12 protein-coding genes (1 of these 12 only partly in view) are annotated in these 16231 nt (G+C 52.8%); all 12 read right to left on the bottom strand.

Translation table 11 applies throughout. The features are described 5' to 3' along the window. On the bottom strand, window positions 1-224 hold the 5' portion of the coding sequence (gene yhfH / locus E1757_RS13305; RefSeq protein WP_246079183.1) for a protein YhfH. 34 nt of this gene lie to the left of the window's left edge; 224 of the gene's 258 nt are visible here — the first part of the coding sequence; its start codon is at window positions 222-224; the stop codon falls past the left edge of the window. A gap of 178 nt (window positions 225-402) precedes the next feature. Continuing rightward, on the bottom strand, window positions 403-1245 hold the full coding sequence (locus E1757_RS13300; RefSeq protein WP_133228781.1) for an alpha/beta hydrolase family protein: 843 nt from the start codon (window positions 1243-1245) through the stop codon (window positions 403-405). A gap of 32 nt (window positions 1246-1277) precedes the next feature. After that, window positions 1278-3128, bottom strand: coding sequence for a PAS domain-containing sensor histidine kinase (locus E1757_RS13295; protein ID WP_133228779.1), 1851 nt, complete (start codon window positions 3126-3128; stop codon window positions 1278-1280). A 95-nt stretch (window positions 3129-3223) separates the two neighbouring features. Further along, entirely contained in the window at window positions 3224-3916 is a 693-nt protein-coding gene (locus E1757_RS13290) for a TraX family protein (RefSeq protein WP_133228777.1), read from the bottom strand. A 220-nt stretch (window positions 3917-4136) separates the two neighbouring features. Then, window positions 4137-4361 carry a helix-turn-helix domain-containing protein gene (locus E1757_RS13285; RefSeq protein ID WP_089200926.1) on the bottom strand — a complete coding sequence of 75 codons (225 nt, stop codon included), beginning with the start codon at window positions 4359-4361 and terminating at the stop codon, window positions 4137-4139. A gap of 137 nt (window positions 4362-4498) precedes the next feature. Further along, window positions 4499-5593, bottom strand: coding sequence for an alginate lyase family protein (locus E1757_RS13280; RefSeq protein ID WP_133228775.1), 1095 nt, complete (start codon window positions 5591-5593; stop codon window positions 4499-4501). A gap of 275 nt (window positions 5594-5868) precedes the next feature. Continuing rightward, the gene (gene mscL / locus E1757_RS13275) at window positions 5869-6339 is read right to left on the bottom strand and encodes a large conductance mechanosensitive channel protein MscL (RefSeq protein ID WP_181956648.1); all 471 of its coding nucleotides are present in this window, start codon (window positions 6337-6339) and stop codon (window positions 5869-5871) included. Between the two features lie 197 nt (window positions 6340-6536). Then, complete coding sequence (locus E1757_RS36475; protein ID WP_246079182.1) at window positions 6537-7640, bottom strand: peptidoglycan-binding protein; 1104 nt, start codon at window positions 7638-7640, stop codon at window positions 6537-6539. Window positions 7641-7799: 159 nt separating this feature from the next. Beyond that, window positions 7800-8447 (bottom strand): YcnI family copper-binding membrane protein, encoded by a 648-nt coding sequence (locus E1757_RS13265; RefSeq protein WP_133228771.1) that lies wholly within the window; start codon window positions 8445-8447, stop codon window positions 7800-7802. Window positions 8448-8529: 82 nt separating this feature from the next. Continuing rightward, on the bottom strand, window positions 8530-9207 hold the full coding sequence (locus E1757_RS13260) for a response regulator (protein WP_133228769.1): 678 nt from the start codon (window positions 9205-9207) through the stop codon (window positions 8530-8532). A gap of 5 nt (window positions 9208-9212) precedes the next feature. Then, a complete protein-coding gene (locus tag E1757_RS13255; protein WP_133228767.1) occupies window positions 9213-10034 on the bottom strand; it encodes a sensor histidine kinase in 822 nt (273 codons plus the stop codon). Window positions 10035-10106: 72 nt separating this feature from the next. After that, window positions 10107-15638: a CARDB domain-containing protein gene (locus tag E1757_RS13250; protein ID WP_165972102.1), complete on the bottom strand. Its 5532-nt coding sequence runs from the start codon at window positions 15636-15638 to the stop codon at window positions 10107-10109. Between the last annotated feature and the right edge of the window lie 593 nt (window positions 15639-16231).

Raw genomic sequence — 16231 nt, 5'->3', positions numbered from 1 at the left:
TGCATAAAACGGACCGGCTTGCCCGCCGGCTGAAGCGGCGATAACGGATAAAACGTGTTGCCCTCGCATTCGTCGCAAGTGGTTTTGTGGCACTCGGACTGCTCCTCAAGCACGGAACCGCACTGGGTGCACCGTTTTGAAGCATACAATTCAAAGGGATTCATCGGTTCAACGGCCAACGCTAACACTCCTTTGACAGCGTTCTCTGTTACTGTAACAGTCATCAATTTCTTCCCTTATTATATAACAGAACGGTCAATTAATGCGAGCGCTTTCAATAAAAAAATAAAAACTTTTTTGCGTGTACAAAATAAAAGACCGTCCCCTTTCCGGATCGGTCAATCGGTGGTGCCGCCGCTGCCGAGCGACTGCGTGCCGGACGGCAAAGCCTCATGGCTTTCTTTACATACGCTGCTGCAAAAAACGGAGCGACGCTTCGATCGCTGCCTCCAGCTGCGGCGTCGTGCCTGCAAAAGGATGGATCGCGCCGAAGGTGTGGTTGGCGTCCTTAACGATAACGTAGCTATGTTCCGGCGCAGCCTGCCGAAGCGCCTCGAAGCCCTGCGCGAGCCGGGGCGAATCGTGATCGGCTTGAACGGCCAGCATCGGGATCTGAAGCTGCACCCAATGGCGCGTAATATCGAAGCGCTCCCGGTTCGCCTGAAGATCTTCATAAAATGCAGCAGCAATGGGCATATCCTGCTGCGTCCGCGCATTCCGCGTGTACGCCACCCCGCTGCGGGCTATTTCTTCCTTGAATGCATCGTCGAATAAATCCGCATCGGCGATGCCGTTCCACGTCACGACCGCCCGAACCTCGGCGTGCGCTGCAGCGAACAGCACGCTGTTGCCTCCGCCCCGGCTGTGACCGAGCAGCGCGATCCGGCTTAAATCCGCCTGCTCCGCATGAGGCAGCTCTCCCTGCAGCAGACGCTGCAGCAGCAGCTCCAAATCCGCCTGCTCCCGGGAAAACGTATTGACCGCGAATTTGTACAGCTCGTCAAAGTCGGTCACTTTCACCCCGTTGTGGGAGAAGTTGAAATGAATCACGTAGAATCCGCTTTTCGCAAACCGCTTCGTTATATATGGAAAGAAACCCCAATCCTTGAAGCTTTTAAAGCCGTGGCATACGATCAGCACCGGCTTCCTCCCGCCGGCTTCCACAACCTGCACGTGCCCCCGTATGACGGCATCTTCTCCGGCGGCCAAGCTGAACGTCGAATTGACGACGGCTCCTTCATTCATTCGGCTCACTCCTCGTCCGCCGAAGCGGTTATTCACCCATTCGGCAGTGTAATTTTAATGTTTGTCCCTTTTTTCGGCTTGCTCCTGATCTGCATCGTGCCATTATGCGATTCGATAATCCGGTGGCAGATCATAAGTCCGAGACCCGTACCCGTTTCCTTCGTTGTAAAAAAGGGCTCGCCAAGCCTCGATAGCATCTCCTTGGGGATGCCGACCCCATGATCGGTAAAATCGATCTCGATTCTGTCGATTTCGCAGGCCATTGCAATCTCGATGAAACCTCCGCTCGGCATCGCCTCGATCGCGTTTTTCAAAATATTCATAAAAACCTGCTTTAACTGGTCCTCATTGCACAGGCAGCAAACATGCTCCTGCAGACTGTACTTGAACTCCACGTTGTTCATGATGGCCTGCATTTCCATAAAATGAATGACATCGACAATGATTCTATGAAGATCATGCCGTTTGAGCTCCACATCTTTCGGCTTGGCGATGACCATGAATTCACTGACGATCTGGTTGATTCTTTCCAGCTCCACCTGCATCAGATCGATGTAGCCATCGCTTATTTTTCCAGCCTTGATCAATTGGGTGAACCCTTTTAAGGTCGTGAGCGGATTGCGTATTTCATGAGCGACGCCTGCCGCCAGCTGGCCGACAATCGACAGCTTTTCGGAGCGTATCATCATTTCTTCCGTTCGTTTGCGTTCGGTAATATCTCTGAAGACGGTTTGAAACAGCGGCACATTCAGATGCTTGTAGACGTAAATCGAGCTGCCCTCGACTTCCACAACCTCGTTGCGCAGCGTAATGACCTTGGCCGACCCAAGCGTTAACTGCTCGTCGGTTGCTTTCACAAGACGCATTTTTTGCCGAAAGCCTTCATGAAAGTCTTCATGCAAAAAGTTAAACACCGACTTTCCTATTAATTGCTCGCGGGAGTCGGCGCCGACCAATTTGACGGCAGCGTCATTCGCATAGACGAGCATATCCTCGTCATGGGCAATCACCGGCTCGGGCGACAGCTTCAACAGCATCTGGTATCTCCGGTCGCTTTCGCGGATCGTTTCTTCCTCAATTTTCCTGTTTGTAATATCGATGCACAAAAACTGCACCGCCTTTTGACCCGCATACAAAATTGGCACGCCCCGGGCTTCCAGATCGGTAACTTTACCGCTCCGCCCGATCCATTTTTTTTCAAAAGTATAGAAAGGGCTGTTCTTCACAAACAAATGCTCCAATGCCGCTGCAAGCACGTTGGCGGAATCCGGATCCACGTACGTCATAAACGGTTGGCCGATCAGCTCGCAGGCCGAAGCCGCTCCCAGCAGCTTGACAGCCGCATCGTTAACAAACAGCAGCGTACAGCTGCGGTCGCAAACGATGATCGGTTCCGGCGACATTTCAACCAGCTGTCTGTACTGCTGCTCGCTTTCCTGAAGGGTGAGCTCCATGCGCTTGCGGTCCGTTATATCGATGCAGGAGCCGACAACTTCGACAACCGTTCCGTTCCGTACGATCGGCCTAAGCGTAGCTATGTAAGTAATTCCGTTGCTCGATCCTTCAAAATACACATTTTCCTTGCCGTTCATGGCATCGTAAAAATGATTGATTAAATAGGCGCTTTCCTGCGGAATGAGCTCCAACAAATTTTGTCCGACGATGCGATCCGGAGTCATGCCGAACCTGTGCAGCAGCTCCCCGTCGCAAAGCGTCAACATGATTTGACCGTCAATCTGTTTATATTTAAAAATAAGTCCCTGCTGTTCGCGAATCATCGTCGCCAACTCTTCCCGGGCGAGGCGCAGCTTTTCTTCCGATTTCCGGAGCTTGTAGATGCTTCTTAATTTGGACGGGCCGATTCCTTTTCCTCTTATCCTCATAATATGTCTATCACCTATACAGTTTATTTGACAGCTTGACCTCTTCTACTACAATACGTTCATGATGTTGTTTTCTCAAGCTTTTCTAACAAAAATTAGAAAAATAACCGTTTGATGACAACTAGCAGTGTTAAATGCAGCGGATAAAATGACAACCATAGCCAGCGCGGAACGGGTCGGCCGCTGAACCGGACATTCGGGCCGGCAGCCAACCAGACGGTGGACAATATGCTGAAATGCTGAATTTGCGCGCCCTGGCTCAATCCATAATATGTATTTAACAAGCAGTGGAACACGATCGCAGCATGCGCTTGGGCGTACCGGTAAATCAGTATAAGCACAGCCGCATAAAACCCGTAATCTGCCGGAACCCACGCCAAGCATGCAATTGCGGCGCCGGCTATCAGCAGCTTGCCGATCAGGAAACGGATGCGATCCATGACAAACAGGGTCGTCAGACAGATGAACAACGTACCGAGCGCATTGATCTCCCATACGCCGAACGCCAGCACATAAGGCAGCTCGGAAATAACTGCCAGCAGGGCAATACGCTTCATATAAGCTTTCACATTGCCGGATAGCAAATAACCTTGAACGATACCGAACGCATAGAACGGAAAAGACAGCCTTCCGACGATCCGGAGCTCCGGCTGTTCAGGAAACAGGACGGCGCCGATATGGTCGATCAGCATCGTCAGCATGGCCGCTATTTGAAGAAGCTCTCGCTGCAAGCCTAACGGTCTGATCCTGCCGAGACGTCTGTCCGCATAACCGGCGGTTTCGCTCATAGCTATCTGCCCCTCCTGGTTCGGATTCCTTCTTCATCATACAACAAAAGTCCGTTTCGGAGAAGATACTGCTCCAATCAGCTTGGCGGCGTTATGAACCGGCTGTCGATTTGTGCGTCGGCCCCTCCGGATCGCCGTAAAATGCAAACAACCTTCTTCTTGCGTATCCGTAAGATACGTAGAAAGAAGGCTGGGCATGGCGGGTATAAAAAAGTGTCAGTCAGATTTGTAACTCCCCAAGCTTTATCAGCTCGACAACTGCTTGTGAACGACCTTTTACATTTAGTTTTTGCATGACGTTGGATATATGATTGCGCACCGTCTTCTCGCTGATAAACAGCTGCTGTGCGATATCCTTGGTTGTTTTGTCCTGCACCAACAATTCGAAAACCTCGCGTTCACGATTGGTAAGCAAAAATTTACTTTTTTGGTCGCTGCCCTTCAAGTGTCACCCCTCCTTGCCCGGGTTTTTGTATCATTACAAGGTGTAGGGATACAGTCAAGGTTATTTTATGAAGAGCAGCAATCAATGGTGCAGTTACGTGGAAAAATGGGCTTTTTCTTTAAAGCTCCTTGATGTGCTCACAGCCACAGCAGCGGCTGGCGTATCGCCATATTGCGGCGCACCTCCAAACCCGCAGGATCGGGGTCAAGCCGTTTCCACAGCTGAACGCAATCCTCCTTGCCCAACGCCAGACCGGCAAATAGCAATGACGAAACCTTGGCCGGCCAGCCTTCAAAATGCTCGACATCCGGCGGGTAAGGCCATGCCGCTTTATCCAGCATATAAGGGAGCAAATAATCGAATCCTTTGCGTATGCCGCGTCCGTCCGGCAGCTCGAAGCTCCACAGATTGTCCTCCGTTGTCGACAGGACCTGGCACAGCGTCGCCATATTGTCCAGTACAAATATCGCATAGCCGTATGGCTTGGTCCGCGCCAGCTCGCGGGGAAAGCTGCCATCCGACGCCATCTGATCCGGCAGCAGCGATTCCTTGTAACGCTGTCTGCAAAAGCGCAGCATGTTCTCGTTGCCGGTAAACCGCGCAAAGGTCGCAGCCTGCACAAACCAGCATACGCCGTGGTTATTGTCCGCGTTCATTTCTTCGATGCCATTTTCATGCGTGCTCATCCAGGTCAAGTAGGAGCTGAACCATTGCCGCAGCCCCTGATACAGCTCATCGGTCATCGATGGCGACGGCCGTAGCGCTTCAATGGCGAACGGAATATCGATCAGATGCAGCGTATCGATAATGCCGATGCCTCTGCCGGCGCAAATGCCGGGTATCGCCTGCGCGTAGAGCAAATGCGGATTCATCCGCGTCGCCTCATCCAGGAAAAACACACTCAACAGACCCGCCGCCTTCGCCGCATAAGATTCCTCTCCGCTGACTTTGTAGGCCGCGGCCAAGTTCGCCACATGGGTTCTCATGCTGCGCAGCAGCAGCCGGTGGCTGTCGAAATTGCCGGGGTTGCTTTCCCCGTCGCGCCGTACATAGGGAAGGCCGTCCGCCGTATCGGGATTCGGCCACCAGTAATCGCCGTTGGAGTAGTAATCATGGGGACCGCCTTCGCTCATGTTGGCGACGGCAGCCGTAATATGGATCGGACCCGCCTTGAGCGACGCGTCGGCGTGCTTGCGAATCCATGCTGTATCAAATAATGAGAGCGTGTCCATCGTTATCGTTCCTTTCTTATGCAATGTCTTTTCAGGAATAACGCCCCCAAATTATAAAGGAATCGCAGCCTGCCGGAAATAGATGATTCTCGGATGTTTTTAGCTTATCCTCGCTTTTACCAAACGACTGACAGCCTTAGCTTAAGCGCCATGCTAGCGAAAAAAAGCGGACACAGCCTGTCTCATCGCGATGGACAGCGTGCACCCGCTATACATGTGACTCTATTATGATGCGGCAGACTTGGCCGCTTACTTGTCTTATTCGCATTTTCCATTTAATTGGTAAGTTGTTTTTTATCAACGGAAGGCTCTAGTCGGGCGGTGCAATATTTACAGCGTACAGCTCTTTCGGGAATTTCCGACAGGCATTCGGGGCATTCCACCGTATCCTTTTTCGGCTCCGGCTTGTCGTCCTGCTTTCTGCGGAACCGGTTAACCTGCTTGACGGCAATAAAAATAACGAACGATACGATTAAAAAATCGAGCAGCGTATTAATAAAAAGTCCGTAATTCAGCGTCGGCGCTCCAGCCGCTTTGGCCTCGGCGATACTGGAATAGCTCGTTCCGTTCAAGCTGACAAACAGGTCCGAGAAATTGACGCGGCCCAGCAGTAAGCCGATCGGCGGCATGACGACATCGTTGACGATGGAGGTGACGACCTTGCCGAATGCGCCGCCGATGATCACTCCGATGGCGAGCTCGATCATATTTCCTTTCATGGCGAATTCTTTGAATTCTTTTAATATTTTGGACGGCATACAGTACTTCCTTTCCTCTGTTTCTCTATTTTTACATCTATGATAACTGATTTTTACGAGGAGGTCGATGTGCCCGGGGCGCTATATTTCACATGGGAGGGATAGGCGGCTCGCCGTTACAACAAAAATAAACCATCCCGCAGCCTTGATGCTGACCAGGATGGTATCGCGTTTTGGTATCGAATCTACTTACGAATAAATTGTTGAGTGAACATTTTGCCGCATGAGCCCCCATCCGCAATGCCTACGCCGATTTCAGTAAAATCTTTGCTTAAAATATTCGCTCTTTGGCTGGATGAATTCATCAATGCGAGCTGTGCCGCCATAACTGTCTGATTGCAGGCAATATTTTCCTCCGCCGACGCGTAGCTGATTCCGAACTTCTTAATCAACTCGAGGGGCGAACCGTAAGTCGGGGATTGATGCGAAAAATAATTATGGTCGGCCATATCCCGGCTCTTCATCCGAGCGGTTTTGGATAGCTCCGCATTGACGATCAGCGGCGCCAGCCCGGCGTCTTTACGGGCTTGGTTGATCAATTCGACCATTTGCCGCTCCTCGGACGACAGCTCGCCGGGGATCAGCGGAATCGGAGCGGGTTCGGGGGCTGGCGTCGGAGCAGGTGTCGGGCCGGTCTGAGGGCCCGGCTTGGATGGCGCCGGAGCCGGCGTCGGTCCGGCTTGCGGACCCGGCTTGTGTGGCGCCGGAGCCGGCGTCGGGCTGGTCTGCGGACCCGGCGGCTTGGATGGCGCCGGAGCTGGTATCGGTCCGGCTTGCGGGCCCGGTTTGGACGGCGCCGGAGCGGGTGTCGGGCCGGCTTGCGGGCCCGGCTTGGATGGCGCCGGAGCTGGCGTCGGGCCGGCTTGCGGGCCCGGCTTGGATGGCGCCGGAGCTGGCGTCGGGCCGGTCTGAGGGCCCGGCTTGGACGGCGCCGGAGCCGGCGTCGGGCCGGTCTGCGGGCCCGGCTTAGGCGCGGGCTTTGGGGGCAGCTTGGCATTCCCGTAAGCCCATAAAAGCGATTCCAGCGTTTTATCGTCCATCACGCCGGTTACCGGCAACCCGTACGCTTTTTGAAACAGCTTGACGCCGAGTACCGTAGCCGGTCCGTAATAGCCGGAAATGCTGCCGTTAAAATAACCAAGCGATTTCAGCATGCCCTGCACCGCATACACATCCGGTCCTTTGGCTCCTTTTCCAAAGGCGAACGCCGTTGTATGCGCGGACAGGAACAAAAGCAGGCAAAGCAATATAGTTACGTACATTCTCCGCGTTTTGAAATTGCTGATCATGCTTCAAGAAACCTCCATGGTTCAATATTGTTCTTATTCCAAGCATCCCCAATAAGCCGGACTTCTTATGCAAAAAAAACCAACCTTCCAATCAAGCGTCACTTGATCTGGAAGGTTGGTAATAGTAGGTGCACTATGGCGAACCGTCGTTTTGGCCGCTCAGCGTCCCTTGTGTTTGGAAACGGCGATGAAAATCGATACAATACCCAACAACAGCGCCGCAATGGACAAATACAGCGGAGCTTGCGATTGTGCCGGGGCGGCTGCAGGCGGCTGCTGCGCTCCCGCTGCCGGGACGGCGGCGGATGTGTTGCCATGGCTGTCGGCGGCTGCGCCTGCAGGCTTCGGCTTCACCTTCGTCACCGAGGCCGGTTTATCGGAGCCTTCGGCGCCTACCCATTCAACGACGCTGCCGTCCTTATACGTTTGGTAAGATTTCCAGCTGATGGCCGTAGCATTGTCGGCTACCTTGCCCTGCATATAAAATTCACCGAATTCCGTAGCCGACAAACCGTCTCCTGTAGCCGTCCAGGTGACGCCGGTTATTTTGCCCGAAGCATCCTTGCTCAGCTCGTATTTCCAGCCCGGTTTCGGCTCGAAACGGGATATGGACACGGCATCCGTCGGAAATTTGATTTCAATTTTTACAGTAGGTATGTCTTTCTCGGTCGGTACGCGAACTGCGAACTTCTCGTACGATCCCTGCACCGCTTCACTCGGCTGCACCGTTACGTGAGCGCTGGCGGCGCCGCCTCCTATCAATGCCAACAACAGGCATAATCCGATAATGCGACTTGTTAATTTCATGGTTGACCCGTCCCTTCAAGCAATCATATTTACCTATCTTATCCTACTTTAAACGGATCGCGGTGAATATGACCCCTTCGGGCTATCTTTGGTCGTTTTTATGGCTAAACGGTGTCAAGCCGTGACGGATCGCATACGCAGTCAGTTGAACCCGATTGTCCAAAGACAGCTTGGCTAAAATATTTTTGATATGATTTTTAACGGTATTTTCGGTAATAATCAGCTGCTCGGCAATTTGCCGGTTGCTTAGTCCCCCGGCTACGCACATCAATATTTCGCCCTCCCGGTGTGAAAGCACATTCGGCTTCGATTCCGGCGCTCCCTGCAGTTGGTTTTGGCCGGAACGGAACAGCTGGAACAACCGGTCCGCCATTCCCCGGGAGATGTCGCTGTTGTCGTCCAACAGCCCTTTCAGGTAAACGATCCATTCATCGGGGTCCATGTTTTTAAGCAAATAGCCCTGCGCCCCGTTCTGGATAGCCGTAAACAAATCGCCGACATCGTCGGAAACGGTCAGCATCACAATTTTGATGCGGGGATTCAGCTGTTTGATTTTACGCGTTGCCTCCAACCCGTTCATGATCGGCATCTGAATATCCATCAACACGAGATCGGGGAGCAGCTCGCCGCAAATCCGCACGGCCTGCTCGCCGTTCTCCGCTTCTCCGGCAATTTCAAAATCCGGCTCTCCCTCAAGCAAAGCGCGTACGGCTCTGCGGGCCAGCGGATGATCGTCACTTATTAATACGCGGTATTTCATTAGTTTCATATCCCACCTTTTGCGTCCGGCCCGGGTCCGTTGACGAGGATTGCGGTCCCCCCTTGGGCCAACGTTTCTACCGTCATCACTGCCTGCAGCTGCGCCGCATGCTTGCGCATAAGCGATAAGCCGTAACGGTTCTCGTCCGCTTGCTCGCCCCTGACAAGCCCGACGCCGTTGTCGCGGATTTCCAGCCGCCATGGGCCTTCCTCTTGCGCCGTTACAAGCTCGATGTAAGCATGGTCCGCCTGCGAGTGCTTGCGTATATTCGTAAAAGCTTCCCGAATAATGGCAAACAGCTGTACCTCCGCCGACAGCGGCACTTGGTGGGCAGGGAGCTCGATTTGCCGCTCCAGTGCAATGCCTGTCGTCCGGGACCATTCATCGAGCCATGCACATAATCTGACCGAGAATGCGGCGCCTTCCTCCGGCGGTGTCCGGAGATTGAAGATTGCCTGCCGCAGCTGCTCGTCAATTTCCGAGACGGCGGATCGCGCTTCCTGCAGTTCTCCTTTTTTCAATTGAACGTTCAGAAAAAACAATATTTGCGCAATATTGTCGTGCAGCTCCTGCGCCAGCCGTTCCCGCTCCTCATAAACGGCGCGGCGTGCCTGCTCGGCCGCCAGCTTCTCATTGCTCCGAGCTATACTGCGGAACATCCAGGAAGCATACAAATACGATAATAGCAAGGTGATCAACGTAATGTAGAAATTGCCCGCCTCCATGGACAGATGCTCCAGCAAATAATCATGGCGAATATACTCAAAGCCTCCGATAATGAGCGGCGGCAGCAAGATGGTCAGCAGCTTCAGTTTACCAAGCGTCATTAGCCTCAACTCGATTCAATATAAAAATTTGCCGTCCTCGCCAACATGCGTTGTAACAGGCGGCCTGCAGCTCTATTCCTTTCGAACGCTGCTTGTATATTCCGTCCATGCATTTTTCACGGTTATTATACAGCTTGCCGACTCCGTATGTCCATTCGGCCATACGGCAGTAAACTGAAACGTATATGCCTGATCCGGCAAGCTTTCAAAATCATCCCGCTGCAGCTGGGTCTTCCACGCTCTCCGATTGGCGGAAGTCAGCTCGCTGCTCAGCTCCGTGTAGGACATCCGGGCGCTCACTTTGGCGGCGGGCTCATTCGTTATCGCTTCAAGTACGAACGCCTCCCCTGACCAGAACATCGATACCGGCCGCGGGCGCTCCGGATCACCTGATTTTTGCATGTTGTAAGACTTCCGGTTTTCCTCCCACTGCTGTGTGTGCCGGACAAAGCCTTCAATAGCCAGATCGCCGACCCGAACGATTTTAGTTATCGTATCCGACGCTCCATGAATATCGGTTGCTTTTAATGTTACCGTATAATCGCCGGGATGGAAATCCGTCACGGCAGCCGGAATCGCCGCATCAACCGATGTATGGGCCGCGCTGTAGGCGGGACCGGTAATAATCCACTCGTAGAAAAGGGGATCTCCGTCAGGGTCGCTTGACCGGTTCAGCAATCTTACTTCATCCCCTTCGAAAGCCGGCTTCGGCGTCCAATCGAAATCGGCATGCGGCGGCCGGTTGATCAAGAACCATGTTTGTGGCGACCAATTGGATTCGGCCCCGTATTCGTCCCATACCTTGACGCGTACCCGCATTTTTTGGCCTGTCGGCAGGTCGATCGGCACCGTCCAGCTTCCAGACGTCGATGTCGTGCCCTGCCATACTTTGCCGCTATCCAGAATCGTGACGTTGTTCGCCTCGTTCGTAATTTGAATCTGGAAGTAATGGAATACGGCTCCCGGATCCGGATCGGTTTGGCTCCAAGTCAACAGCGGTCGCAGCGTGTTGATAATGTTCGGCGCAGCCTGAGTGCCGTATGGGAACGTCATGTACGCGGATGGCGGGCTGTTCGTGGCCATCCAGCCGATATTGCTCCATGCCGACCACGATTCGCCGTCACTGACGCGGACTTGGGCAGAATATTTACGCCCCATCTGCAGCAGATTATCCATCGTCCACGCCCAACTGTTGGCCCTCGTATCCATCACGATGTTCCGGATGCACTCGACGCAGCCGCCCCATTCGTCCTTAATATCGAGATCAAATGTGGAAAAGATCGTGCCCGGGTCCGGATCGTACTGGTTCCAAGTAATCGTCGGCTGCAGGCTGACATAGCTTGGCGCGGCCTGCGTCCCGTTCGGGAACGTCAGCGCAACGGTCGGCGGGTTGTTCGGCGCAACCGGGTTGGCTATGTCTATCGTTTGCTCGTACCAATCGCTCCATGCGTTGTACTCGTCGGCTACGGCCATCGCGACCGTATACATGCCGGCTTCACGCGGCTTCACCAGCTTGGCGTCGACCCGATCGCCGCTTGGCGTAATGTAATAGAACTTTTTCTTCAAAATGCCGTGCGTCGTTTCATAGCCGCTTTGGCAGCTGCCCACGTTGTAGCAGCGATCCGGATCGTAGCTGTAGTCGGTCCAGGTGACGGAGCCGCCCCCATCCAATCCGAGCGTAAAGTTGGCAATCGGCCTGCGGTGAACGATCAAATATTGCGTGTACCAGTCCGAATATTTCGAGTATGCGGCGAACATGCCATCGCCCCACGCCAGCCGGTGATCCGGATGCGGATCGTCCGCTACGCGGTAATCGATTTTATAGACGCCCACTTTGTCAAAGGTCAAAATCGGACTTGTGACGGTTCTGCCGTGATGACCGGAGAGTCCGGATTTGCCGTCCCTGGCATCCAAAAACTTCGTCGTGTCGACATGCGCGTACTGCCATTGCGTCGAGCTGTCGAGCTTCGGATCGTGTTCCGGATCGGAGTAATTCACATCGTAGGCGACATCCGTATCGACGATCGCGACCCCCGGCGTTGCAAAGCTTAAGTCGGCATCATTCCATGTATACGTGATGCCTTTAAACGCCGCATTGTCCGAAACGGAGTATGGCCCCATCGTGCCTTGCGTGAACGTCCCGTCATTCAGTTCCATGATCAGCCCCCCGCCCTCATACACGCGGATGCGGCTGCCGGTCAGCTTCACGCTGTAGCTGATCCACTGGTCGGACAAAACGATGCGGTTCACTTGATGCAGCACGGTTTTTCGGCCGTTCACGATTTTGACCAGCCGGAGCAGATTATAATGCGACTCCAGCCTGTACATGTTCCGGTAATCCTGAATCCGGAAGCTCATGCCCGCATGAATATTGGAAGTTGTCAAACCATGCTGCAGCACGCTCCAGGCGACCGTCCCGTTCACAACGCGCTGCGAGGCCGGATTGATTAGTTGGCCGAACGTAAACGCTTCATTGCTGTACAGCGATTGACCGGTGAACGGAACGTACGTATAGAGCGGAAGCATCTTTCCGACCGGTCTGCCGATATACTGGGTATCACTCATAAAGGCATTGAATGTTCCTGCAGAACCGGTGGCGGAGCTGTCCGTAATGTTTGTGCTCTCGCTCATCATGACGCCTGAACCTCGGTCGATCAGCGCCGCGTTGTTTGGGTTAGAACCGGTGTACGTATCGCCAAAGCCGTTTTGGTACGTGTTGATCCAGTTGTTCAGCTGTGGCAAATAGTCGGTATAATCCCATGGCTTCGATGTCGTGTCGGCGCCGTTGGACGTGTTGATATAGTGGTCGGAATACACGTAATCGTAAATATCGTAATCGTAAACGCCTGAAACGAGATAGACGTATTTGCCATCTCCCGACACGCCTTTCAACGTAATCAAATCGGTCGTGCGCTTCAATTCCGTAGGCATTCCCGTATTGCCATCCCAGCGAACCAGATACCGATTCGTCATGTCCGACATAATCACGACCGAATAGTAATTGCCCTTGGCGTCCGAGACGCCTTTCGGCTGCGATTTATCTGTCGTGTCCTGCATCGGATATAAGATTTCGTCCAGCTGGCCTAAGGTTCGGTACGGCCACAGGGTTGATCGTTTTGGCGTCAAGGCCGGTAGGCTCGTATACGTATCGGTCTTATAAGCGGTCGCGCTGCCGTACTTAAAGGATGAAATGGTTCGGGTGGTCAAGTTGATCATTTTGTAATCCGAGTTAAACTTGAGCCTCGAAAAACCGCCGACCCGCCCGCTGTATCCCCCTTCATAATTGCCGATCATCCGCTCGCCATTGCTGAATGTTGCGGGTGTTCCTGAACTGGCGTAGCCCGCAGTTAAACTTTCATTGGCAATGAAATTCGAATTGCCTTGGGATGAAATGACCCCATTGCTTAGATCGCTCAGTTTGTAACGCGTCCAATAGTTAGAATGCCGCATCACACCGCTTAACGAACCGTCATTGATATAGGCAATAATCACTTCGTCCAATTCTTTTCGGATGGCCATATCGGTGCACATATTGTTCGTACCGCAGGTGAGGAGGACAGGCGATTGGCTTACTCCGGTTAAATAATACCGACCCGACGCTCCTTGACCGGTTACAGTGTTTCGAACAATCATCCGGCCGTTTCCGAGCGGATAAGCTTGACTAAACGGTTCATTATAATCATTAACGGACAGAACGATATCCTGCTTGGATAATCCGTAATTGGCCGTACCCAAAGGCAGCGAAAAACGGCTTATGAAATCAAATGAGCTGTTGCTGCCGGTCGTGCGTCCAAAAATGCTTTCCCGACGCGGGCTGATCAGCAGGCCGTCACTGTTGGCCGACCACCCGTTGATCATCGATGACGTATCGAGGCTGCTGGTTGGCCATCCGGCCAAGTTGGTTGCCTTATACGGCGTCACGTTGACCGGCAGCGGCTCGGTTGACGTTCCGGTTGCGGTAAATTCCGCGGTTGGACCATCGTTGATAACGTTCACCATATAATCCTTGAACGCATCTTTCCCACCTGCTCCCTCGACAACGGCCTCTTTTGCATAGACGCGGAAGCAGTAGTTGCCGACCCGATCCGGACGGAACGCAAAATAGTTGTTGTTGTTGGAAAGTGTTGCTTCCAACGGGTTACAAGCTCCATTATTATACCAGTCGTATCCGTAGGTAACCCGGTACTGTTCAATTGGATCTCCGTCCGGACTGTAGGACGTATTCCGGAATTGCCGCTCCATCCGTGTCATGGTGGCCGTATATTCGAAATTGATGACGGGTGGCAAATCCGGTACGACCGTAATTTCATGGTACGCCGGGCGCTCGGATTTCAGTCCCGTATTGTCGTATACATGCAACTGGACAAGTATCGTGCCCTCGGTAACAAACACTTGGTTGGGGCCATACCAGTTCGTCCACTCGTCGCGGCTATGGTCGATAGTTCGTCCCGGCACTTTCGTATAGCTGTCGTTCGAGTCGAGCGGCGGATTCAGCTTCCTCCCTTCTTTCACGACCGTTCCGCCCTTGATGACCGGGATCGGCGATTTCCCTTCAACAAACAAAGTGGTACAGGAAGGCGTGGACGGCGTTCCGCTCATATCGTAGGCGGTTGCGCAGACGATATGCGCCCCTTCCACCGTCGCCTTAATCCCGGTGTATCTCACGCTATCGTAGGGTGTTGACCAGCGGTACGTACTCGGTAAGCTGCTCGTCCATGTATCCTTGGAGAAGTCCCATAATCGCGTTGTACGGTCCCCGTCCGGAGAGGATTCCTGCGTTACCCGCAGCTCCACGAATTCATCCTGTGTAACCGATGTAACCGGTGTGCTTTCGCCGCTGCGAAACCATTTAATTTCAATGACAGGCGGCCGTTTGTTCGGATCGGGGATCACTTCGAACGTCTTCGGGCCGATAGTTGAAAACTGGCCGCAGGTCGTTTTGATGGTCATCGTCACACTGACCGTTCCCAGCTTAATTCCTCCGTCATAGCCGCGCAAGCCGGGATCGTACGCAAAGGCATCATCCTTGTCTTTTGGCGTCAAGTTGTCGGTGGTGTAGCCGTTGGTCCCTTGCGCATATTTAAAGGTATGCGCTGCATAGGCGCAATTGCCGGTGACGGTAATATCTTGGGGTTCGATAAAATTGCCGGTTCCCCAAACAACCGTCGGCTTTCTGATCGTAAAATCGCCGCTGATCGAGACGGTCGGGTCCGGATCACCGCCCCCGCCGTCCCCGGGGCAGGAGCTTTTGGCCGTGACGGGCACGATCAGAACGTTATTGCTTTTGTTATCTTCGGCAATGCTGTTGTCGCTGTCGACGTTGATCGTAAACGATTTCGTTGTGGCGGTCGAGAAGGTATACAAGAACGTTCCATCCGCCGATTGGTTCGTCGCGATGCCGGACGGATACGTATGGGTCGCGATTTCCGTTCCGTCTGCCGTAACTTTAACTTTAAACGATTGATTCGTTGAAGCTCCCACGTTATTGATTTTGTAGGTGTACGTTTCAGACCGGCCCACCTTAACACAAGCTGGCGGGGTAAAAGATTCGGCTATCAGATCGGGTTTGGCCGTTGGCGGCAACGTAATGGCTACGACTTTCATTTTTGGGTACTTGTAGATTTTTCCGTTGACGTTCAGCGCCCATTTGTTGTACCAGCGTAGTACTAAGCCGTTACCAGTATCAGGATAAATATTATCTGGCTCAACATCAAACTTTATCTTAAAGTTAAACCGATAGTTTTGAGTAACTGGATCAATATCATTTACTGTGTCGAAGGAGTCCCGGATAATATTGTTTTCAGAAAGATGTTTACCCGAGCCTTGGACAAAAGTAAAATTTTTATCGAACTCTAAAGCATGTGCCTCAGAAATCGGAATGTATTGATCCATCCCAACAACCTTCAGGGTAGAAAGATACAGATTCCCAGACCGATAATCTTCTGCAATATTACAAGGACGTACAGTTGTGGTTGTCGTATCGGTCGGACTAGTTGCTGCTTTACAGCCCCCCGGCACTTCTGAATCATTTGGAGGCTGATCAAAAGTTTTCGGTCGAGTGCTAACATGATATCTTTTGGCAGCTTCTCCTTCTTTAGCATAGTCATACATCCATACTACTTGATTAGGGTCACGGAACCATTCAAAATACCCCTCTGGAATATCTACAGGAAACTCCGTTTTAACGTCTATTTCTC

Origin of the sequence: Paenibacillus piri (genome assembly GCF_004354045.1) — a bacterium.
Classification (GTDB): domain Bacteria; phylum Bacillota; class Bacilli; order Paenibacillales; family NBRC-103111; genus Paenibacillus_S; species Paenibacillus_S piri.
The sequence above is the reverse complement of the archived record's forward strand: the minus strand, read 5'-3'. Positions and strand labels throughout refer to the sequence as shown.